The sequence below is a fragment of the Streptomyces sp. NPDC088794 genome (genome assembly GCF_044750545.1).
Taxonomy (GTDB): domain Bacteria; phylum Actinomycetota; class Actinomycetes; order Streptomycetales; family Streptomycetaceae; genus Streptomyces.
Genome location: NZ_JBIVKB010000006.1, coordinates 278479 through 298483, shown reverse-complemented (window position 1 = coordinate 298483; position 20005 = coordinate 278479). Strand labels below are relative to the sequence as shown.

The following is a 20005-nucleotide window of genomic DNA, read 5'->3' as shown; positions in this document are numbered from 1 at the left end:
AGCGTATGAAGCCCGGTTAGGGTGGTGACCATGACGGAACAGACGGGCAGGAACCGGGAGGCCAGGGACCCGGAGGCGGTCTCGAAGTTCGTGGAGGGCTTCGCGGCGCAGCTGGTCGAGGCCGGGATGCAGCGGATGCCGGCCCGGGTCTTCGCCGCGCTCCTCGCGTCCGACGAGGGCGTGCTGACCTCGGCCGAGCTGGGCGAGCGGCTGCGGATCAGTCCGGCGGCGGTCTCCGGGGCGGTGCGCTATCTGTCCCAGACGCACATGGTCGCGCGCGAGCGTGAACCCGGTTCACGGCGCGAGCGCTACCGCGTGCACAGCGACCAGTGGTACGAGGCGCTGACCAGCCGGGAGGCGATCCTCAAGCGCTGGGCGGTCGCGCTGCGCGAGGGCGTCGAGAACCTCGGGGCGGATTCGCCCGCAGGACGCCGACTCGCCGAGACCCAGGCCTTCTTCGAGTTCATCGACGGTGAGATCGCGCTGATGATGGACCGTTGGCGCGTCCATCGTGACCAGGTCTTCGGCGGGGGCCGACGCCCCGCCGAAGACACCTGATCCTCTGACGAGTTGTTGCTCAGGACTACCTGCGTACGACTTCCTGCCTACGACTTCCTGCGCCGCGCGATGACGACGAGCCCGCCGCCCAGCAACAGCGCGCCCGCGCCCCAGGCGGCGGCCACGCGCACGGTGCCGCTGCTGCCGGTGGAGGCGAGGGAGCCGGTGCCGTCGGAGGAGACCGTCTGTGTGCTGGGGTCGTTGCCGCCGGTGCCGGTCCCGGACGTGGGGGACGCCGAGGGGCTGGGTGTCGCGGTGCTGTCGGTGCCCTCGACCTCGACGGTGACGGCCGAGGTGTCGTTGGCGTGGTTGTCGTCGAACGCCATGACGTTGCCGTAGACCGTCATCGCCTTGGCCTCACCGGTGGTGGTCTTGGCGTTCGCGCGGATCCGCAGGCCGAACTCGAAGGTGCGGGAGTCCCCGACGGTGAACTCGTTCGGACTCGACTGGCAGATGTACTTCGGTGCGCCGGGCGTCTGTTCGCCGCTGGGGCCGTCGATGTGCCACACGCTGCACAGCTCGGGGATCTCCACCGCCTTGGCGCCGGTCGGGACGGTGAACATGAGCGCCGGCTGGTCGTCGCTGGCGTTGTAACCGACCCAGCCCGGGCCCTCGTTGGTGAGGGACATGGTCACGTGCACCAGGTCGCCGCGCTCACCCTTGACGTTGTCGCCGTCCGCGACCATGTCGGCGGTGTTGTCGGCGTCGATGTGCTGCCGGTCGAGGTCGACGCCGTCGGTGGCGGCGGCTCCGGCGGGGACGAGGGAGAGCACGGGGCCGCTGCCGGACCGCAGGTCGGCACCGGGACCCGACAGGGGCAGGGCCTCATGGCTGAAGTAGTCGAACAGGGCCTGCTCGGTCACGTCCAGGCCGACCGGCTGGTCGACGCGGTAGCTCTTGCCGGGCTCGACGACCGTGTCGAACGTGCACAGCGCCTGCTCGGTGAGGCCGTAGCCGTCCGGACTCTCCTTGGAGTACACGCAGTTGGAGTAGTGCACCGCGTACCCTAGGCCGATGGTGGTGCGCATCCGCAGCTGGACCCCGTCGGAGGGCAGGGTGCCGACGTTGCTGATCGTGATCGGGGTGTCGATCGTGGACCCGGGCTTGTCGCCCTTGCGGGTCTTGAGCTGGTTGACCGTCAGGTCGTTGGTGCCCACGGTCACCTTCACGGTGACCGGGACCACGGTGCCGTTGGTGGACGTACCGCTGAGGGTCACCGTGCCCGTGGTGCCGAGCGGGGTGCCGGGCTTGGCGCTCAGGCCGATGAGCGAGCCGTCCCCCGGGCCTTCGGGGACGTCACGCGTCGACCAGGTGTAGATGTGGTCGGCGGGAACGGTCGCGTCCGGGGTGACCCAGTCGATGACGTCACTCAGGTCCGCCTTGATGGTGACGTCCTTCGCCGTGCCCGGACCGTCGTTGTCCAGGCCCCAGTTCACCTGCGGCGGGTCGTCCGTCGGCGGCAGCGGCAGTCCCAGGTTGTCGTCCTGGACATGGATGCGTACGACCGGGCCGTCGGCGTCGGCCGCCTGGGCGGACGTGACGGGCAGCCAGGCGGCGATCGAGGCCGCGAAGACCGCGAGCGCGGCCCCCAGTCGGTACCGGCGGTTGGACATCGGTGGCTCCCCTCGGCGAAGCGACCATCGCTCCCGCCACGCCACGTGAGACACACGGGGAACACCAATGGTTGTCCGTCAGTTCACCATTCCGCCGCCGCCGGCCGGTCACCGCCCGCCCACCTCTACCGTTCCTTGGTCTCCTCCAGCACCGTCCGGCCCAGGAGCGCGTACCGCTCGGGTGCGCGGTGCTTCAGGTACTGGGCGTAGCCGATGCCCGTCGCCGCGACCAGGGCGACCAGCCAGGGTGTCGCCTTCAGGACCAGGGAGCCGGATTCCGCGCCCGCCGCGACGCCCATGTTGGACACCAGCAGCACGACCACCGCGAGCATCGCGATGCCGCCGACGAGCGGGGCGGTGAAGGTCCTGAACCAGTGCCTGCTCTCGGGGTGGTTCTTGCGGAAGTAGGCCAGGACGGCGAACGAACAGACCGCCTGCACCACCAGGATCGCCATCGTGCCGAGGATGGCCAGCAGCACGTAGAGCGCGTTGTACGGGTCCTTGCCCGCGACCCAGAACGCCCCGATCAGTACGGCGGAGACGACCGTCTGCACCAGGCCCGCGATGTGCGGGGAGCCGTGCCGGGCGTGGGTGCGGCCGATGGTGTTCTTCAGGGAGGGCAGGACGCCCTCGCGGCCGAGCGCGTACATGTAGCGGCTGGCGCAGTTGTGGAAGGCCATGCCGCAGGCGAGCGAGCCGGTGATCATCAGCCACTGCATGACGTCGACGGCCCAGTGCCCGACGTAGCGCTCGGTGGGGTTGAAGAAGAGCGCGAGGGGGTTGTCGGTGGCGACCTTCACGGCGTTCGCCTCGCCCGTGCCGGAGATGGCCATCCAGGAGACGAAGACGTAGAAGACGCCGACGCCCAGGACGGAGATCATCGTCGCCTTGGGGATGATCTTCTTCGGGTTGCGGGACTCCTCGCCGTACATCGCCGTCGACTCGAAGCCGACCCACGACCAGAAGGCGAAGAAGAGGCCGAGGCCTGCGCTGGTGCCCTTGAACGCGTTGACCGGGTTGACCGGGTCGAGGCTGAAGCCGTCCGGGCCACCGCCGTGCAGGGCGACCGAGATCGCCATCGCCGCCAGGATCGTCACCTCGGTCCCGAGGAGCACGATCAGCAGCTTCTCGGCGACCGAGACACCGAACCAGGTGCCGGTCGCGTTGATGGCCAGCATGACGATCGCGAAGGCCCACCAGGGGATGTCAAGTCCCGTCTGGTCCTTGAGGGTTCCGGTGGCGAAGGTCGAGAAGATGCCGATCAGCGCCGGCTCGAACACGACGTACGCGAAGGTGGCGAGGAGGCCCGACGCAAGGCCCACGGTCCGGCCCAGGCCGTACGAGATGAAGCCGTAGAACGCGCCCGTCGACGTGATGTGCTTCGCCATCGAGGTGAAGCCGACGGAAAAGATTGCCAGGACGACCATTGCGACGAGGTAGCTCGCCGGGGCGCCGATGCCGTTGCCCGACGACACCATGAAGGGCACGTTGCCGGTCATCGCGGTGATCGGCGCGGCGGTCGCGACGGCCATGAAGACCACGCCCAGCAGGCCGATCGCGTTCGGCTTGAGCCGGTGAACGGTCCCTTCCTCGTCCGTCTTCGCCGCCGGGGCGACTCCCTCGTCCACTGCCATCGGGGTGGCCCCTCTCCTGGTCGTCCGCTGGTGTACTGGACCGGAACTCTGTCGCCCGAATGAGTCGGTCAAGGGTGTCGGGACGTTAAATACTTGTCAACCAGACCTTTAGAAATCTGGCCGCAACAAGTGGCTCGTACGGTCACCGGCATGAGCGCCTACACCTCCACCCTCGGCGGCGAGCGCCACCGTTTCGACTCGCTCGCCCGCCTCCTCGCCGCCGCGAGCCCCGAGCGCTCCGGCGACCGGCTCGCCGGACTCGCCGCCGGCAGCGCCCGCGAACGGGTCGCGGCCCGCTGGGCGCTGGCCGAGGTGCCGCTCGCGGCCTTCCTGACCGAGCCGTTGATCCCGTACGAGACCGACGACGTCACCCGGCTCATCCTCGACACCCACGACCCGGCCGCCTTCGCGCCGGTGGCCGGGCTGACGGTCGGGGAGCTGCGGGAGTGGCTGCTGTCGGAGGCGGCGGACGCGGCGGCGCTGGCCGCTGTCTCGCCCGGGCTCACGCCGGAGATGGTGGCGGCGGTGTCGAAGCTGATGGGCAACGCGGACCTGGTCGCGGTCGCCCGCAAGGCGCGGGTGGTGACGGCCTTCCGCTCCACGATCGGCCTGCCGGGCCGCCTCGCCACCCGCCTCCAGCCCAACCACCCCACCGACGACCCGGCGGGCGTGGCCGCGGCCCTGCTCGACGGCCTGCTGCTCGGCTCGGGCGACGCGGTGATCGGCATCAACCCGGCGACGGACAGCCCGAAGGCGGTACGGGACCTGCTGGAGCTGCTGGACGGAGTGATCGGCCGGTACGCGATCCCGACCCAGTCCTGCGTCCTGTGCCACGTCACGACGAGCGTGGATCTGATGGAACGCGGGGCCCCCGTCGATCTCGTCTTCCAGTCCATCGCCGGTACGCAGGCGGCGAACGCGTCCTTCGGCGTCACCCTCGGCCTGCTCGACGAGGCGTACGAGGCGGCGCGCAAGCTCGGCCGGGGCACGGTCGGGCAGAACGTCATGTACTTCGAGACCGGCCAGGGCAGCGCGCTGTCGGCGGACGCGCACCATGGGGTGGACCAACAGACGGTGGAGGCAAGGGCGTACGCGGTGGCCCGCCGCTACGACCCGCTCCTGGTGAACACGGTGGTGGGCTTCATAGGTCCGGAGTACTTGTACGACGGCCGCCAGATCCTCCGGGCGGCTTTGGAGGACCACTTCTGCGGCAAGCTGCTGGGCCTGCCCATGGGCCTGGACATCTGCTACACCAACCACGCGGACGCCGATGACGACGACATCGCCACGATGCTCACCATGCTGGGCGTGGCAGGCGCCTCCTTCGTGATCTGCACGCCGGGCGGCGACGACATCATGCTCAACTACCAATCGGCCTCGTACCACGACGCGTTGTACCTGCGTGAGGTGCTGGGACTGCGCCCGGCACCGGAGTTCGAGGCCTGGCTGGGGTCGATCGGACTGCTGGACGAGCGGGGCGCGATCGCGGCCGCGCCGGGAGCGCACCCATTGACGGCGATCGGACGGGAGCTGGCCGCATGACCGACCAACTGGCTCTGGATACAGGCGACTTGTGGGCATCCCTGCGCCTGCGCACCCAGGCCCGCATCGGCCTCGGCCGGGCCGGCACCGCCCTCCCGACCCGCCACCGCCTCGAGTTGCAGACCGCGCACGCCGCCGCCCGGGACGCGGTCCACTCGCCGTTCGACCCGGACCTGGTCGCCGCGGGACTGGCGGGCATGGAGACGGTACGGGTCCGCAGCGCGGCCGGCGACCGCCTGACCTACCTCCAACGCCCCGACCTGGGCCGCCGGTTGCACCCCACCGACCGCGCCCATCTGCCCACCGGCGACTGGGACGCGGTGTTCGTGATCGCGGACGGCCTGTCCAGCCGGGCGGTGCACGACCACGCGGCGGCGATGGTGAGGGAGACGGTGACCCGCCTCCCGGCCTGGCGGATCGCGCCGGTGGTGCTGGCCGAACAGTCCCGCGTGGCCCTCGGCGACGACATCGCGTCCGCGATGGGCGCGGAAGCGGTGATCGTCCTGATCGGCGAACGCCCCGGCATGTCCGCGGCGGATTCGCTCGGCGCGTACCTGACGTACCGGCCCACACCGGGAGTGACGACGGACGCGGACCGCAACTGCCTCTCCAACATCCGACCACCACTGGGCCTGTCGTACGAGATGGCGGCCGGAAAACTGGCGGGATTGATGGGAAGGGCAAGGGAGTTGGGAGCGACGGGGGTGGGGCTGAAGGACGAGACGGACACGCCGCTTCTTGAGTAGCCGGCCCCGCGAACCATCCCGTCGATCCGTCACCCCGTCACCCCGTCACCCCGTCACCCCGGCAACGTAAGTCCCCACGCCCCCTCCCGGACCACCCACGTCCGCGTCCGCACCGGCCCCGCCACCACCGCGTCCGCCCGGTACCGGAAATCCGCCCCCGACACCGTCACCCGCCGTCCCCGCGCCACCACCGGAGACGCCTCCGCCCCCACCGACACCGGCCGCACCTCCACCTCGGCAAGACCCGAAGCACACGGAGTCACCGAGATGCCCTCCACCGGCTGGTCGAGGTCGACCAGCATCACCCCGTCGACCTCGATCCGCAGCCGGGCCGGTCTGGGCCGGGGCAGGACGTCGAGCGGATCGCGGGAGTCACGGGCCGGCCGGGCCGGCACCAGGGTTCGTACCAGCGACTGGCACGTCCGCAGCCACGAGCCGTGCCCGGCCCCGCCACCGGGAGCAGCCGACAGAGGCTCCTCCAGCGCGGCCTCCCGCAGGGACACCGGGGGGATCCGCAGCGCACCGAGCACCACCCCGTCACTGTCGTCCACCAGCAGATCCATCCGCCGCGCGACCCCGTCGAGCACAGCCCGCGCCGCCGCGACCGCCCCCGTGGGCACCCCTAGCGCCCCCGCCAGGGACAGCGCACTGCCCACCGGCACCACCGACAGCACACATCCGGCCAGCTCCCGCTGCCGGTGCAGCAGGGCCACCGCGCGGATCAGGGCCCGGTCGTCGCCGATCACCACCGGCCGCCGTGCGCCCCGGCGGGCCAGTGCCCGGGCGAATTCCTCCGGTCCTTCGGGCAGGCACACCTTCGTGGTGGCACCCGCGCTGAGCACGTCCTTCGCGATGCGTACCGACTCCCCGTCCGTCCGCCGGGCGACCGGATCGATCACCACCAGCAGCTGTTCGGAAGTCGCGGAAGTCGCCACCTCGGTCCTGCCTCGCTTCCTCGGGTAGCATCTTTGTGCAAGAGCCCCTTGCGCTATTGCGCCAGGGGCTTGGTCTATTCCGGGGCACCCGGGTCCGGCAATTCGCGGCCGAAGACGGTCGCGGCGCACACGGCGGTGAACCGTACGCGTGCGCCCCTGACCTTGGACATGCCCCGCCCGGAAGGGGTGTACGCGCGTGCCCGCACTTGTGCTGCTCGGTGCTCAGTGGGGTGACGAAGGCAAGGGGAAGGCGACGGACCTGCTCGGCGGATCCGTCGACTACGTGGTGCGCTACCAAGGCGGCAACAACGCCGGCCACACGGTAGTCGTGGGCGATCAGAAGTACGCCCTGCACCTGCTCCCTTCCGGAATTCTGTCGCCCGGATGTACTCCTGTCATCGGCAACGGAGTCGTCGTCGACCCGTCGGTCCTGTTCTCCGAGCTGAACGGACTGAACGACCGCGGCGTCGACACCTCCAAGCTCCTCATCAGCGGAAACGCGCACATCATCACGCCGTACAACGTGACGGTGGACAAGGTGACGGAACGCTTCCTCGGGAAGCGGAAGATCGGTACGACCGGCCGCGGCATCGGCCCGACCTACGCGGACAAGATCAACCGCGTCGGCATCCGGGTCCAGGACCTCTACGACGAGTCGATCCTTACCCAGAAGGTCGAGGCGGCCCTCGACGGCAAGAACCAGCTCCTGACCAAGGTCTTCAACCGCCGCGCCATCGAGGTCGGCCAGGTCGTCGAGGAACTGCTGGGCTACGCCGACCGGCTCAAGCCCTACGTCGCCGACACCGTCCTGGTGCTCAACCAGGCCCTGGAGGCCGACAAGGTCGTCCTCTTCGAGGGCGGCCAGGGCACGCTCCTGGACATCGACCACGGCACGTACCCCTTCGTCACCTCCTCGAACCCGACCGCGGGCGGCGCCTGCACCGGCGCCGGCGTGGGCCCGACGAAGATCAGCCGGGTCATCGGCATCCTCAAGGCGTACACGACCCGCGTCGGCTCGGGCCCGTTCCCGACCGAGCTGTTCGACGAGGACGGCGACGCGCTGCGCCGCATCGGCGGCGAGCGGGGCGTCACCACCGGCCGCGACCGGCGCTGCGGCTGGTTCGACGCGGTGATCGCGCGGTACGCGACCCGGGTCAACGGCCTGACGGACTTCTTCCTGACCAAGCTCGACGTCCTCACCGGCTGGGAGCAGATCCCGGTCTGCGTGGCCTACGAGATCGACGGCAAGCGCGTCGAGGAACTCCCGTACTCCCAGACCGACTTCCACCACGCGAAGCCGATCTACGAGAACCTGCCGGGCTGGTCGGAGGACATCACGAAGGCCAAGACCTTCGCCGACCTCCCCAAGAACGCGCAGGCGTACGTGAAGGCGCTGGAGGAGATGTCCGGCGCGCCGATCTCGGCGATCGGGGTCGGCCCGGGCCGCACCGAGACGATCGAGGTCAACTCGTTCCTGTAGGCCTACAGGCCCTGTAGGCGGCGCCCGCTGTCAGCGGCAGCGCGCCCGTCCCTTCGACAACCTGTCCAAGGGACGGGCGCGACCGCAGACAGGACGCCGATGTCGCGTCCGTATCGCGGACACCTACCCTCACCCGCATGACCCCTCAGACAGATCCCGAGGTCGGCGCCGCCGTGAAGGCCGCGGACCGTGCGCACGTGTTCCACTCCTGGTCCGCGCAGGAGCTCATCGACCCGCTCGCCGTGGCCGGCGCGGAGGGGTCGTACTTCTGGGACTACGACGGCCACCGGTATCTGGACTTCACCAGCGGGCTCGTCTACACGAACATCGGCTACCAGCACCCGAAGGTCGTCGCCGCGATCCAGGAACAGGCCGCGACCCTGTCCACCTTCGCGCCCGCCTTCGCGATCGAGGCCCGCTCCGAGGCGGCCCGGCTGATCGCCGAGCGGACGCCCGGGGACCTGGACAAGATCTTCTTCACCAACGGTGGCGCCGACGCCATCGAACACGCGACGCGGATGGCCCGGCTGCACACCGGCCGCCCGAAGGTGCTGTCGGCGTACCGCTCGTACCACGGTGGTACCCAGCAGGCGATCAACCTCACCGGTGATCCCCGGCGCTGGGCCTCCGACGGGGCCGCCGCCGGTGTCGTGCACTTCTGGGCGCCCTTCCTGTACCGCTCCCGCTTCTACGCGGAGACCGAGGAGCAGGAGTGCGCGCGGGCCCTGGAGCACCTGGAGACGACGATCGCCTTCGAGGGGCCCGCGACCGTCGCCGCGATCGTCCTGGAGACGATTCCGGGGACGGCCGGGATCATGGTGCCGCCGGCGGGCTATCTCGCCGGGGTCCGGGAGATCTGCGACAAGTACGGGATCGTCTTCGTGCTGGACGAGGTGATGGCCGGGTTCGGGCGGACCGGTGAGTGGTTCGCGGCCGACCTGTTCGACGTCACCCCCGACCTGCTGACCTTCGCCAAGGGCGTGAACAGCGGTTATGTGCCGCTGGGCGGGGTCGCCATCTCCGGCGCGATCGCCGAGACCTTCGCGAAGCGGCCCTACCCCGGCGGTCTGACGTACTCCGGGCACCCGCTGGCCTGCGCCGCCGCCGTCGCGACGATCGACGTCATGGCGGAGGAGGGGGTCGTCGAGAACGCCAAGACCCTGGGTGCGACGGTCGTCGAGCCTGCCCTGCGGGCGCTCGCCGAGCGGCACCCGAGCGTCGGCGAGGTGCGCGGCACCGGCATGTTCTGGGCGCTGGAGCTGGTCAAGGACCGTGAGACGCGCGAGCCGCTGGTGCCGTACAACGCGGCCGGTGAGGCGAACGCGCCGATGGCCGCCTTCGGGGCCGCCGCCAAGAAGCACGGCATCTGGCCGTTCATCAACATGAACCGCACCCATGTCGTGCCGCCGTGCAACGTGACCGAGGCCGAGCTGAAGGAGGGCTTCGCGGCGCTGGACGCGGCGCTCGGTGTGGCGGACGAGTACACAAAGTAGTCACAGCGGACGCATCGGCGGCGACTCCGATCGTGCGCTGTTACGCGGGTCAACACGGCGAATCCGAACGCGTAGGGTGGCTTGCTCGTAGTGATGTGTACGAGCACGCCATCCGACGCGACGAGGAGACGTCCGACACATGCCCGGCAGCAGCGGCGCCGTCACCCGCAGCACCCTGCGACAGCAGATCGCCGACGCGCTTCGCGACGAGGTGCTGGCCGGACGGCTCCAGCCGGGTCAGGAGTTCACGGTCAAGGAGATCGCCGAGCAGTACGGCGTCTCCGCGACGCCGGTGCGCGAGGCGCTGGTCGACCTGTCCGCGCAGGGGCTCCTGGACGCGGACCAGCACCGCGGCTTCCACGTCCACGAGTACTCCTTCGCCGACTACCGGGGCATCGTCGAGGCCCGCAGCCTGGTCACCGACGGCATGTTCCACGCCCTGCACGCCGGCCACGAGCTCATGCGCCCGGGTGAGGATCCGCGCCGGGCCCTCGCCCTCGCCGGGGTGCGCAGGCGCGGCGAGGAGGCGCAGCGGTCCGCGCTCGCCGGTGACGTCACCGTGCTGATCGGCTACGACCTGCGGTTCTGGCGCGAGCTGGGCATCCTCTTCGGCAATCCGTATCTGACGGACTTCCTGCACCGGCTGCGGGTCCAGTCCTGGGTGTGCGTGGTGCAGCACCTGCGCCGGCTGACCGAGCTGCGCGGCCGGCTGTGGTCCGACCACACCGATCTGGTCGACGCCCTGGCGCTGCTGGACATCAGCACGGCCCACAAGATCGTCGCCGCGTACAACACGCACTCGCTCGCGCTCATCGAGTGCCTGGCCGAGGACTGACCCGACTGCGTCCGGGGCTGCTCCGAACGACGTGCCCCGGGAGGGGATCCGGCCAGTGGAGAGGGAAGAACAGTCAGGAGGGGGCTGGCTGAGCCCCTCACCGATTACCCTTCCCTGACTGACCGATCCGCACTAGGAGCGACCTTTGGCCTGTGACCTGTGGCTGGTCCCACTCGTCGACGTGTTGTGCCACACCCCCGACAATCCGTTCGCCGAGGAACTCGCGCAGTTCAACAAGGCGCTGGCCGACGCCGGGCTCCCGCCGGTCCCGGTGTACCAGTACATGCCGGGCCTGTCCGGCGACGTCGCCCCGGTGGCCGGCTTCGACTACGACGCGCTGCACTTCCTGCGCCGCGTGTACCTGTTGCAGCTGTGCCAGCTGCCGGTGACGCCGGTCGACGAACTGGGCGGCGACTACGAGCAGTTGCTGGAGATGTTCGAGACGACGGCCCAGCAGTCGCACCTGGTCTGGCACTACGACCACGCGGGCGCGTACGTCCCCGTGGACTTCCCCCATCCGCTCTCCAACGACGAACTCCTCGCCGGCGGCGGCCCGCTGGGCTCCGCGCAGGCGCTGCTGCGCGAACTGGAATTCGTCGCGCCGTCGATCGGCATCGACCCCGCCAACCCGCCGACGCCCCCCGAACCGCCGCGGGCGCCCACCGGGTTGGAAGAGCCTGCCGTACCGCCTCCGTACGACCCCAGCCCCTTCTCCCGGGAACGTCATGTCTGGCTCGGCCTGCACGCGGCGGCGACCCGGAGTCTGGCGCAGGGGTCGATGATCGTCTTCAGCTAGCGCAGTTGGGACAGTCCCTTCTGGAGGTCCTCGCCGTTCATCACGGGCGTCAACTCGATCTTGGCGTCCATGTCCAGGAAGAAGGGCTCACCGAGCGCGGGCATCTGCGAGCTGTCCTGCATGTCGAAGAACAGGAAGGCCGTACGGACACCGCCGTCGACGGTGAAGTAGGCCGCCTCGGGCTTGATGTTGTCCAGGGCTTCCTGCATCAGCTGGGGCATCTTGCCGCTTCGGATGATCTCGTTGGCCTTCTCGGTGTTGAGCGAGGCTTTCAGCAACACGCGCATAGCACTCACCTTCTTCTGCCGGCGCTCACACGCGTACGGTTCCACCCTATGCCTGAAATGTAAGGATTGGCCGGTCTCGTCCCGCCCGTACTCCACGGGGAGACCCGGCGATGCCTCCCACCGTCCGATGACCTCGCCTTCCGGCCCGAGCACGCTGAGGAAAAGCGCGAGCGAAGGGGAGACGGCGATGATCCTGGTGACCGGAGCGACGGGCCATGTGGGGAACGAGCTGGTACGGCGGCTGACGGCCGCGGGCGAGCCGGTACGGGCGATGACGCGCCGCCCGGCCGAGGCCCGGCTGCCCGAGGGCGCGACGGCGGTGTACGGCGACGCGGACGACCCGGCGAGCCTGGCGGCGGCGTTCACGGGCGTCACCGGGGCCTTCCTGATGTCGGCGCAGGGCGTCGGCGCGGCCGACGGTCCCACCCACGACCGCGCGCTCGCCGAGGCGGCGGCCCGGGCGGGCGTACGCCGGGTGGTGAAGCTGTCGGTGCTGGACGGCGGCGCCGGGTCCGACGTGATCGCCCGCTGGCACGCGGCGGCGGAGGCGGCGGTCACCGACCCGTCGTACGGCCTCGCCTGGACCCTGCTGCGTCCCGGCCGTTTCATGTCCAACGCCCTCCAGTGGGCGGGCCAACTCCGCGCCGGAGACGAGGTGTCCACCCCCTTCGCCGACCGCCCGGCGGCGAGCGTCGACCCGGCGGACCTGGCGGAGATCGCGGCCATTGCCCTGACGACCGACGAACACGGGGGCGCGACCCACGAGTTGAGCGGCCCGCAGACCCTGACCCCCGCCGAGGAACTCCGCATCCTCGGCGAGACCCTGGGCCGCGCCGTGCGCCTGCGGCCCCTCCCGGACGACGTGGCCCGCACCGGCATGTCCCGCTACGGCTTCCCGCCCGAGGTCGTCGACGCGATCATGCACCGCACCCTGAACAGCGACCGGGGCGCGGAGGTGCTCCCCACGGTGGAGAAGCTCCTGGGCCGCCCGGCACGGACGTTCGCGCAGTGGGCGGGGGAGCATGCGGACGCCTTCACTCCGCGGAGTTGAGGACAGCGGGCGGCACCGCACCTCACCGCGGCGGCCAGAACTCCCGTGTCACCGCGTAGGGGTCCTCGACCCCCGGCCTCGTGCACATCACCGTCTCGACCTCCAGCTCGAACAGCACGAAACGGTCGAGCACCGGATAGTCGGCCGCTAACCCCACGGCCGCGCGATTCTCCGTGTCCTCGACCGCCCTGCCGCGCCCGGCGAAATAGACCTGGGCGACGGTCGGTATCGGCGCGTCGACCGGCGCGTGCAGCGCGAAACGGCCGTCTCTCCTCAGGTCGTGGCCCTTGGGAGAGTCGGGCTCCATGAACAGGTAGAGACCCTCGTCCGTGAGGATCGGCGTCACGGGGTGCACCCGCGGCGCACCGCCGCGCGAGGTGGTCGCCAGATAGGCGATGAGCAGGGCCTGCAGACGCTCACGCGCGACCGCTTCGAGTGCGGGAGCTTCTTTCGCGAAGGTGGACCAGGACGGCACAACGCCTCCATCGGTTCGGGGCATCCTCTTGGACTGCCGGGTCATTGAGGCTGCCCCGATGCGCCGTCACTGGAACGCCTCGGCTAGAAGACCGCCGTCCCCGCCTGCGTCAGCTTCCAGTTGGTCGACGCGAAGTCCGCCGGGTTCAACTCGCCCTTGCCGACGACGTAGTCGATCATCAGCTGGCGGATCTCGTTGGTGGAGCTGTACGCGATGTCGGCGGCGGCGATGTGCGGATAGCCCGAACCGCCGTTGGCGCGGTAGTTGTTGACGGCGACGACGAAGACCTGGTCGTCGGTGACGGCCGTGCCGTTGTAGGCCAGGTTCTTGATGCGGGAGCCCTCCGGCTGGGCGATGTCGATGTCGTAGGAGACACCGGCCGCCGTGTCGTACATGTAGTCCCAGAAGCTGTTGGCGTTCGTCAGGGTCGCCGTGTCCACCTTCGTGCCGGCCGGCACCTGGAAGTAGTACTTGGCCGCGTACTCCAGGTAGTCCTTGAGCTGGGCGCCCGTGAGCTTCTTGCCGTACAGGGTGTTGTCGTAGATGTAGAGCCCGGCGATGTCCTTGATGGTGACGTTGCCGGCCGGGATGTCGGCCGTGCGGGAGAAGGGCGCGGCGACCGAGATCAGCGGGAGGGCCGCGTCCGCCGTGGACAGGCCCGCCTTCACCGTCTGCGTCTGGACCTCGTGGATGAAGTCCATGATCGGGACGTCCTTCCAGCAGGACTCCGCCGCGGAGAGGTCCTCGGTGCACGTGCCGACGGCCGTGTTGACGTATTTCACGACCAACTCGTGGTCGGCTTCGAGGAGTTCGCGGATCTCCGGGTCCTCGTCCACGGTGTTGGGGTTGAGGGTCTGCGCGGTCTTCTTCGTGACCTTCCAACGGCCGTGCTCCAGCTCGACCTCGAAGTCGAAGACGCTCAGCCGGTAGCCCCAGCAGTACGGCTCGGACAGGAGCACGTCCTCGCCGGTCTTCTCGTTCTTGACGGTGTACGACGGCACCTCGACGTGCGTGTGGCCGACGAGGATCGCGTCGATGCCGGGGACCTGTTCGGCCACGAGGTTCGACGCGTTCTCCACGTACGGGAGTTGGTCGCCGTAGGACGAGGAGCCGTCGAGGCCGGAGTGGTCGGTGAGGAAGACGACGTCACAGCCGAGGGCGCGCAGCCGGGGCACGTACTTCTTCGCCTGCTCCACGAGCCCCGGGAAGACCATCTTCCCGCTGACGTTGTCCTTGTCCCAGATCGCGATGCCCGGGTTGGTGAGGCCGAGGATGCCGACCTTGATGTCCGGGGCGCCGGGGACCCGGATCTTCTTCACCGTGTACGGCGCGAACGCGGGCCGCAGGGTCTTGGCGTCCAGCGCGTTGGCGCCGAGCAGCGGGAAGCGGCACTGGCTCTCGAACTTGCGCAGCACGTCGATGCCGTAGTTGAACTCGTGGTTGCCGAGGGCGGCGGCGTCGTAGCGCATGTGGTTCATGGCCGTGGCCATCGGGTGCTTGGGGCCTCTCTTGCCGGCCGTCCCGGTGATCGGGTCGACGCGGGCGAAGTAGTAGGCCAGCGAGGTGCCTTGGATGATGTCGCCGGCGTCGACGAGCAGCACGTGCCCCTCGCCCTTCGCCGCGCGCTGCTGCTTGACGAGGGTCGCGACCCGGGCGACGCCGACGGAGTTGCCCTTGGCGTCCGAGTAGGCCTTGTCCAGGTAGTAGTCCCAGTCGAAGACGTGGCTGTGCAGGTCGGTGGTGCCCAGGATCGAGAACGACCAGGTCTTCGGCGCCTTGTGGGGCTTGTGCGGCGTGCGGTCGGCCGCCTGGGCGGGCGCCGCGGCCACGGTGGCGGCGACGGCCGCCCCGGTGACGGCCGACTTCTTCACGAACTCCCGGCGGTTCAGGGGACTGACGGGCATGGAAGGGCTCCTGGTGATGAGGGACGGAGTCAACGGGGGCGAAGCGTCTGCGGGATGTGCGTCCGAGGGATCTGCCGTGCGGTGGCACTACACGCGTAGATGCTTCTCGGCCGACCGTGCGCCAGGAACCAGGAACAGGCCATCTCCGGGTCAATTTCCGGACGGCGGGAGGGAAAGGGGTGGTCAACGGGGGCCGTCCGGTCGGGGAACCGTTTCGCCCGGGTGTCATGTCCTCTCCAGCGGAAGGCGGTTCCGACGCGGAACCGCCCGCGAAGGGGGATGGCCATGTGGGGGGTACGCGAAGGGGCACGGTTAGGGGTCTGGTCGGTCGCCGGGGTGATCGGGCTGGCGGTGCTGTACGTGATCGGGGCGTTCGCGTTCGGCAGTGCCGCGTGGATCACCGCTCCGTTCCGCGGTGAGGTGGAGAAGCGCGAGAACACCGTCGCCTCGGGCGATTTCCGGCAGACGACGTACGAGGAGTTCTTCGATCTGTGCGAGGCCGCGCAGAACGCCGAAGGGACGATCCGGGTGCTCCAGGAGGAGCGCGAGTCCGCTTCACCGACGCGCAGGGCGCAGATCGACCAGTCGATCACCGCGCTGAAGGTCAGCCGGCTCGAGTCGGTCAACGACTACAACTCGAAGGCCGCCCAGGAGCACCGCGCGCCCTTCCACGACAAGGACCTGCCGTACCGGCTGGATGTCTCCGCCGAGCGCACGACGTGCACCAACTGATCCCCGTCGCATCCAGGGAAGAGGGCAGCACCGCATGAAGAAGTCCGTACGCATGGCCCTGGCCGCCGTCATCGCGCTCGTCGTGGGCCTCGCTCTGACCTCCTGCACCGACTCCAGCCAGGACAAGGAGAACAAGCGCAAGCAGGACAACTACGACCACCTCGTGGCCCAGCAGCCGGCGGGCCGCATGGAGTACTCGCCGACCCGCGAGGCGATCAACCAGTGGATCAAGACGTGGGGGCAGCGGGGCAAGCTCTCGTACGTCTACATCCAGAACGCCAAGGGCGAGTACGGGTACTTCATCATGAAGGGCCTGCCGGTGCCGCGCTGCAAGATGCTCACTCCGACGGAGAAGGTGGAGTCCAGCGACAGCGGCGTCGCGGTGCTCGCGCAGCCCGGCATGGACGGCGTGTACACATCGGGCTCCACCTGCAACGCCTACTACGGCTTCGACGCCACGACGAACGCGTACATGGAGTTCACGGTCGGCACGAACCAGTCGTTCTTCCTGTTCGACAAGCCCATGACGATGCCGGAGTACGCCAGCGCCAAGCAGTTGGGACCGTCCTCGGTGAAGGACATCAGGTAGGGCCTCACATTCCGGCGGGCTGCGGTGTCGAAGAGGTGGGGCGGCTGCTGCTGCCCCGCCGTCGACACGACCGCGTCACCCAGCGGACGGGAAGCCCGGAGGCACCATGACCACCCAGATGCCCGCGACATCGTTCACCGACCCCGCTCCCGAGCCGCGACTCGAGCGCGCGGCCGCCGCGCTGACCGCGCACGGTTTCGCCGTGGAGATCCTCGACGACGTCGCCGCCGCGCGGATCCGGGTCAAGGACCTGATACCGGAGGGCGCCCACGTGTTCACGGGCGCCAGCGAGACCCTCCGGCAGTCCGGGATCGAGGAGGACATCAACGCCGATGGACGGTACGAGGCCATCAGGCCACGCGTGCTGGCCATGGACCGGGCCACCGAGGCCGACGACATCCGGCGCCTGATCGCCGGTCCCGACGTGATCGTGGGCAGTGTCGCCGCGGTCACCGAGACCGGCTCCCTGGTCGTCGCCTCGGGCAGCGGCACCCAGTTGCCCGGCTACGCCGGCGGGGCCGCCCGCGCGATCTGGATCGTCGGGGCGCAGAAGGTCGTACCCGATCTGGACACCGCGCTGCGACGCGTCGAGGACCACTGCCTGCCGCTGGAGAGCGCCCGTACGACGGAGGCGTACGGGTGGCCCAGTGCCGTCAACCGGCTGCTCGTCCTCAACGCGGAACACCAACCCGGACGCGGCACCGTGCTGTTGCTGCGCGAGGCCATCGGATTCTGACCGGTCCGTACCAGGGCGCTGTTACGGAACCGTAGACACCACTCCCGCCATCTCCCCCCGCGCCCGCACTATTCTCGATCTGTCGCACAGGGGCGTAATGGGGTATTTCGGGGGGAGGCGGCGCGCGGATGGACGAACTGGGGGCCGGGGATCCACAGCGGATCGGGGCGTATCGACTGCTCGCCCGGCTGGGGGCCGGCGGGATGGGGCACGTGTATCTCGCGCGCTCGGAGCGCGGTCGTACCGTCGCGGTGAAGCTGGTGCGGGGCGAGCTGGCCGAACAGGAGGAGTTCCGGGCGCGGTTCCGGCAGGAGGTGCAGGCCGCCCGGCAGGTCGGCGGGTACTGGACGGCGCCCGTGCTGGACGCCGACACCGAGGCCGCCGTGCCGTGGGTGGCCACCGGGTACGTCGCTGGGCCCAGCCTCGAGCAGGTCGTCGGGCACGACCACGGGGCGCTGCCCGAGCGGTCGGTGCGGATCCTGGCCGCCGGGCTCGCGCACGCGCTCCAGGACATCCACGCCGCCGGGATCGTCCACCGGGACCTGAAGCCGTCCAATGTGCTGGTGACCATCGACGGGCCGCGCGTCATCGACTTCGGGATCGCCCGGGCCCTCGAGACCGTGGCCGAGGCCGGGCTCACCCGCACCGGCGCGCTCGTCGGCTCGCCCGGCTTCATGGCGCCCGAGCAGGTGCGCGGGGACCGGATCACGCCCGCGTGCGACGTCTTCTGCCTCGGCTCGGTGCTGGCGTACGCCGCCACCGGGCAGCTGCCGTTCGGCAGCACGAGCAGCGGTGTGCACGCGCTGATGTTCCGGATCGCGCAGGAGGAACCCGACCTCACGGGTGTGCCCGAGGGCATCGCCGACCTCGTACGGGACTGTCTGAAGAAGGACCCGGCCGCCCGGCCCCCGCTGGAGCGGATCCTGGAGCGCACCGGCGCCGAGGACACCGTCTCCGACGGCCGCTCCCGCGACCCGTGGCTGCCGAGCGCGCTGGTGGCCCAACTCGGGCGGCACGCCGTGCGGTTGCTGGACGCGGAGAACCCGACGGGACCGGCGGGGACCGTACCGGAGGAGGGGGAGCCCGAGCAACGGTCCGGGGTGTCCGAGTCCCCGCCGGGTCCGCCCGCGTATCCCGCCGGGGCACCCGCCCGCCCGCCGGCTCCGCCCGCGTACCCGCCCGCGGCGCCTGCGCACGCGCCGGGTTCGTCCGCACAGCCGTCGGCTGCGTCCGCGTACCCGCCCGGTTCGCCCGCGCGCCCGGCGGGTTCGCCTGTACAGCCGTCGGGTTCGTCGTCGCACCCCGGGACACCCGCACACTCGCCCGGGACACCCGCACACTCGCCCGGGACACCCGCACACTCGCCCGGGGCTCCCGCACACTCGCCCGGTGCGTCCGCGTATGCGCCGGGTTCGCCCGCACAACCGCCCGGGGCGCCCGCGCACCCGCCTGGTCCGTCCGAGCGCGCCGCCGGCTCGTCCGAGGTTGCGCCCGAGCACGCCTCCGCCGACGCGGACGCCAACTCTGCCCCGCAGTCGGGCAGTTCGCCCGACGGGCCGCCGCCACCGGGACAGCCGGGAAGCGGGCCGCCGCTCAACCACCTGCCCACCATGGCCGTGGGGCAGGGCGACACCCGGCCCCCGGCACCCGCGCCGGGCGCGAGCCGATCACCCGCCGGTGGCTTCGGCACGGTCCCCGCAGCTCCCCCCGGCTCCGGGTACGGCCACCCGCAGCCGCACCCGCACACCCCGGCCCAGGGCCATCCCCAACAGCCCGCCGGCTACGGCGATCCCCAGCAACCCGGTGCCTACGGTTACCCGCAACAGCCCGGCGCCTACGGCTATCCGCAGCACCCCGCGGGCTACGGCTACCCGCAGCAGGGCGCCCCCGGCGGCACCCCGCCCTACGGCCCCACCCCGCCGTTCGGACCCGGCGGGCCGACCCCGCCCTACGGCCCGACGCCGTTCCTGCCGGCCGAGCCGACGCAGCGCCGCAACGGCCGGTCCACGGCGGCGCTCGTCGCGGTCGCGCTGGTCGTCGCGCTGGGCGCCGGCGCCTCGGTCTACGCCCTCATGAACGGCGACGGCGACCAGGCCGACGGCAAGCCGTCCGCCGCCCCGAGCGACAGCGCGCCCGAGGCACCCGGTCCGACCACGCCGGACCCGTCCCAGGCAAGCCCTGCCCCGTCCGCCTCCACACCTTCCGACGGCGCTGTCCCGACCGGCTACCTGGGCACCTGGACGACGACGATCACCAACGCCGACGGCGAGAACACCCGCACGCTCACCATCCGGCAGGGCGCGGTCGGCGACTCCGTCCTGTCCCTGATCGCCGACGGCCCCACCAGCAACGGCAGCTACCACTGCGTCTTCGAGGCGACTCTCACCCAACAGCCGTCCGCCGACGGCCCGTTGGAGATCGGCCCGTCCACGGTGACCTCCGGCGACTCGGGCAACTGCGCGCCGGGCGACCCCACCGAGATCACGCTGCTCGCGGACGGCAGCCTGGAGCGGGTCAACACCAGCAACGGGGAGAAGCTCACGTACAGCAGGCAATGAGGTGAAACGGCGTTTCCTGCGAGGTAGTTGAACGTACGGCG

At 70.4% G+C, this 20005-nt stretch carries 18 protein-coding genes; 12 read left to right on the top strand and 6 right to left on the bottom strand.

All coding sequences use genetic code 11. The annotated features are described in order from the left end of the window. Positions 1-30 precede the first annotated feature (30 nt). Positions 31-558 carry a GbsR/MarR family transcriptional regulator gene (locus ACIP6U_RS19865; RefSeq protein ID WP_401719259.1) on the top strand — a complete coding sequence of 176 codons (528 nt, stop codon included), beginning with the start codon at positions 31-33 and terminating at the stop codon, positions 556-558. A 47-nt stretch (positions 559-605) separates the two neighbouring features. Here ACIP6U_RS19865 and ACIP6U_RS19860 read toward each other — a convergent pair whose 3' ends face one another. Together ACIP6U_RS19860 and ACIP6U_RS19855 are read right to left on the bottom strand one after the other, a co-directional pair. Next, the gene (locus ACIP6U_RS19860; protein WP_401719257.1) at positions 606-2171 is read right to left on the bottom strand and encodes a hypothetical protein; all 1566 of its coding nucleotides are present in this window, start codon (positions 2169-2171) and stop codon (positions 606-608) included. Positions 2172-2296: 125 nt separating this feature from the next. Continuing rightward, positions 2297-3805: an APC family permease gene (locus ACIP6U_RS19855; protein WP_401719254.1), complete on the bottom strand. Its 1509-nt coding sequence runs from the start codon at positions 3803-3805 to the stop codon at positions 2297-2299. Between the two features lie 150 nt (positions 3806-3955). Between ACIP6U_RS19855 and ACIP6U_RS19850 the strand changes: the two genes are divergently transcribed. Both ACIP6U_RS19850 and eutC read left to right on the top strand, forming a co-directional pair. Continuing rightward, the gene (locus ACIP6U_RS19850) at positions 3956-5347 is read left to right on the top strand and encodes an ethanolamine ammonia-lyase subunit EutB (RefSeq protein WP_401719251.1); all 1392 of its coding nucleotides are present in this window, start codon (positions 3956-3958) and stop codon (positions 5345-5347) included. Further along, entirely contained in the window at positions 5344-6093 is a 750-nt protein-coding gene (gene eutC / locus ACIP6U_RS19845; protein ID WP_401719248.1) for an ethanolamine ammonia-lyase subunit EutC, read from the top strand. Before ACIP6U_RS19850 ends, eutC begins: the two co-directional genes overlap by 4 nt. A 53-nt stretch (positions 6094-6146) precedes the next feature. Here eutC and ACIP6U_RS19840 read toward each other — a convergent pair whose 3' ends face one another. Continuing rightward, on the bottom strand, positions 6147-7028 hold the full coding sequence (locus ACIP6U_RS19840) for a diacylglycerol kinase family protein (RefSeq protein WP_401719245.1): 882 nt from the start codon (positions 7026-7028) through the stop codon (positions 6147-6149). A 196-nt stretch (positions 7029-7224) separates the two neighbouring features. On the opposite strand from ACIP6U_RS19840, the gene ACIP6U_RS19835 reads away from it, so the two are divergent. The 4 genes from ACIP6U_RS19835 (at position 7225) to ACIP6U_RS19820 (ending at position 11632) form a co-directional block, all read left to right on the top strand. Beyond that, on the top strand, positions 7225-8508 hold the full coding sequence (locus ACIP6U_RS19835; RefSeq protein WP_401719242.1) for an adenylosuccinate synthase: 1284 nt from the start codon (positions 7225-7227) through the stop codon (positions 8506-8508). A 137-nt stretch (positions 8509-8645) separates the two neighbouring features. Then, the gene (locus tag ACIP6U_RS19830; RefSeq protein WP_401719239.1) at positions 8646-10001 is read left to right on the top strand and encodes an aspartate aminotransferase family protein; all 1356 of its coding nucleotides are present in this window, start codon (positions 8646-8648) and stop codon (positions 9999-10001) included. A gap of 139 nt (positions 10002-10140) precedes the next feature. After that, positions 10141-10836, top strand: a complete 696-nt coding sequence (locus tag ACIP6U_RS19825; protein WP_401719236.1) for a GntR family transcriptional regulator — start codon at positions 10141-10143, stop codon at positions 10834-10836. 145 nt (positions 10837-10981) lie between these two features. Further along, positions 10982-11632 carry a hypothetical protein gene (locus ACIP6U_RS19820; RefSeq protein WP_123998725.1) on the top strand — a complete coding sequence of 217 codons (651 nt, stop codon included), beginning with the start codon at positions 10982-10984 and terminating at the stop codon, positions 11630-11632. On the opposite strand, the gene ACIP6U_RS19815 is transcribed toward ACIP6U_RS19820, so the two are convergent. Then, positions 11629-11919: a hypothetical protein gene (locus ACIP6U_RS19815; RefSeq protein WP_401719233.1), complete on the bottom strand. Its 291-nt coding sequence runs from the start codon at positions 11917-11919 to the stop codon at positions 11629-11631. The genes ACIP6U_RS19820 and ACIP6U_RS19815 overlap by 4 nt on opposite strands. Before the next feature lie 187 nt (positions 11920-12106). On the opposite strand from ACIP6U_RS19815, the gene ACIP6U_RS19810 reads away from it, so the two are divergent. Further along, positions 12107-12970 (top strand): NAD(P)H-binding protein, encoded by an 864-nt coding sequence (locus ACIP6U_RS19810; protein ID WP_401719230.1) that lies wholly within the window; start codon positions 12107-12109, stop codon positions 12968-12970. A 22-nt stretch (positions 12971-12992) separates the two neighbouring features. Here the strand turns inward: ACIP6U_RS19810 and ACIP6U_RS19805 are convergent, their stop codons facing one another. Further along, a complete protein-coding gene (locus ACIP6U_RS19805; RefSeq protein WP_401719227.1) occupies positions 12993-13445 on the bottom strand; it encodes a pyridoxamine 5'-phosphate oxidase family protein in 453 nt (150 codons plus the stop codon). An 83-nt stretch (positions 13446-13528) separates the two neighbouring features. Continuing rightward, complete coding sequence (locus ACIP6U_RS19800; RefSeq protein ID WP_401719225.1) at positions 13529-15349, bottom strand: bifunctional metallophosphatase/5'-nucleotidase; 1821 nt, start codon at positions 15347-15349, stop codon at positions 13529-13531. Between the two features lie 285 nt (positions 15350-15634). On the opposite strand from ACIP6U_RS19800, the gene ACIP6U_RS19795 reads away from it, so the two are divergent. The 4 genes from ACIP6U_RS19795 to ACIP6U_RS19780 all read left to right on the top strand — a co-directional run bounded on the left by ACIP6U_RS19795 (position 15635) and on the right by ACIP6U_RS19780 (position 19964). After that, entirely contained in the window at positions 15635-16081 is a 447-nt protein-coding gene (locus ACIP6U_RS19795; protein WP_401719222.1) for a hypothetical protein, read from the top strand. Between the two features lie 34 nt (positions 16082-16115). Further along, entirely contained in the window at positions 16116-16670 is a 555-nt protein-coding gene (locus tag ACIP6U_RS19790) for a hypothetical protein (RefSeq protein ID WP_401719219.1), read from the top strand. Positions 16671-16776: 106 nt separating this feature from the next. Further along, positions 16777-17406 carry an LUD domain-containing protein gene (locus ACIP6U_RS19785; RefSeq protein WP_401719216.1) on the top strand — a complete coding sequence of 210 codons (630 nt, stop codon included), beginning with the start codon at positions 16777-16779 and terminating at the stop codon, positions 17404-17406. A 128-nt stretch (positions 17407-17534) separates the two neighbouring features. Continuing rightward, positions 17535-19964 (top strand): protein kinase, encoded by a 2430-nt coding sequence (locus tag ACIP6U_RS19780; protein ID WP_401719213.1) that lies wholly within the window; start codon positions 17535-17537, stop codon positions 19962-19964. Positions 19965-20005: the final 41 nt, after the last annotated feature.

What these genes read in the sequence shown, in the direction of transcription:
- ACIP6U_RS19865 (WP_401719259.1), top strand. Translation starts at nt 31, where the DNA reads ATGACGGAACAGACGGGCAGGAACCGGGAGGCCAGGGACCCGGAGGCG.
- ACIP6U_RS19860 (WP_401719257.1), bottom strand. Translation starts at nt 2,171, where the DNA reads ATGTCCAACCGCCGGTACCGACTGGGGGCCGCGCTCGCGGTCTTCGCG.
- ACIP6U_RS19855 (WP_401719254.1), bottom strand. Translation starts at nt 3,805, where the DNA reads ATGGCAGTGGACGAGGGAGTCGCCCCGGCGGCGAAGACGGACGAGGAA.
- ACIP6U_RS19850 (WP_401719251.1), top strand. Translation starts at nt 3,956, where the DNA reads ATGAGCGCCTACACCTCCACCCTCGGCGGCGAGCGCCACCGTTTCGAC.
- eutC (WP_401719248.1), top strand. Translation starts at nt 5,344, where the DNA reads ATGACCGACCAACTGGCTCTGGATACAGGCGACTTGTGGGCATCCCTG.
- ACIP6U_RS19830 (WP_401719239.1), top strand. Translation starts at nt 8,646, where the DNA reads ATGACCCCTCAGACAGATCCCGAGGTCGGCGCCGCCGTGAAGGCCGCG.
- ACIP6U_RS19825 (WP_401719236.1), top strand. Translation starts at nt 10,141, where the DNA reads ATGCCCGGCAGCAGCGGCGCCGTCACCCGCAGCACCCTGCGACAGCAG.
- ACIP6U_RS19815 (WP_401719233.1), bottom strand. Translation starts at nt 11,919, where the DNA reads ATGCGCGTGTTGCTGAAAGCCTCGCTCAACACCGAGAAGGCCAACGAG.
- ACIP6U_RS19810 (WP_401719230.1), top strand. Translation starts at nt 12,107, where the DNA reads ATGATCCTGGTGACCGGAGCGACGGGCCATGTGGGGAACGAGCTGGTA.
- ACIP6U_RS19800 (WP_401719225.1), bottom strand. Translation starts at nt 15,349, where the DNA reads ATGCCCGTCAGTCCCCTGAACCGCCGGGAGTTCGTGAAGAAGTCGGCC.
- ACIP6U_RS19795 (WP_401719222.1), top strand. Translation starts at nt 15,635, where the DNA reads ATGTGGGGGGTACGCGAAGGGGCACGGTTAGGGGTCTGGTCGGTCGCC.
- ACIP6U_RS19790 (WP_401719219.1), top strand. Translation starts at nt 16,116, where the DNA reads ATGAAGAAGTCCGTACGCATGGCCCTGGCCGCCGTCATCGCGCTCGTC.
- ACIP6U_RS19785 (WP_401719216.1), top strand. Translation starts at nt 16,777, where the DNA reads ATGACCACCCAGATGCCCGCGACATCGTTCACCGACCCCGCTCCCGAG.
- ACIP6U_RS19780 (WP_401719213.1), top strand. Translation starts at nt 17,535, where the DNA reads ATGGACGAACTGGGGGCCGGGGATCCACAGCGGATCGGGGCGTATCGA.